The sequence below is a fragment of the Mesorhizobium sp. WSM4807 genome, from assembly GCF_055811615.1.
The window spans coordinates 1-707 of record NZ_JBVVQY010000113.1 but is presented as its reverse complement, the minus strand read 5'-3'; the positions used below and the strand labels follow the sequence as shown (position 1 = coordinate 707).

Genomic DNA, 707 nt, shown 5'->3' with positions numbered 1-707 from the left:
ATGGCATTCTCCATCGCCGCGGGGATGAGAATGTCGCAGGGCTCTTCCAGGCCCGCCATATCACTGGCGAAAGAGTTGGCGCCGGCAAAGCCCAAAATGCTTCCGGTGCACAGCTGATGCTGCTTCAGCGCCTCGACGGGAAGGCCTTGAGGGTTTGACACATATCCATCGCGTTCGGTAACAACCGTGACTTGCGCGCCATCTTCCTCGGAGAGGAATTTGGCAGCGTGGTAACCCACATTGCCGAATCCCTGAACGACAATGGACGCTCCTTTGAGGTCCCTCAGTCCCACAATGCCAGGCGTACGCGGATCGCGAAGATAACTTTGAACAGCAAACTGCACGCCGCGGCCTGTCGCCTCCGTGCGCCCGGCGATTCCGCCCTTGGAGAGCGGTTTTCCCGTCACGCAAGCGCGCGAGTTGATCACGTCGGTGGGATTGGCTCGACGGAACTCATCGACCATCCAGGCCATTTCCCGCTCGCCCGTGCCCACGTCCGGGGCCGGAACGTTGAGGCCGGGCCCGATCAGACCACGCTTGTTCAGTTCCTGAGTGAACCGGCGGGTGATCCGCTCGAGTTCTTGGGCTGTCCATTCGCGTGGATCAATCTTGAGCGCGCCTTTCGACCCTCCGAAAGGCATATCGACCAGCGAACATTTGAGCGTCATCAGGGCCGCGAGCGCCTCCACCTCCTCGGCATCGGCGTC

The 707-nt window shown here is 61.1% G+C and carries 1 protein-coding gene; it reads right to left on the bottom strand.

Going from position 1 to position 707, the window contains the following annotated elements:
* Nucleotides 1-707: Glu/Leu/Phe/Val family dehydrogenase (locus AC0L3N_RS33915; protein ID WP_473552056.1), on the bottom strand; the 707-nt coding region annotated here is incomplete at both ends.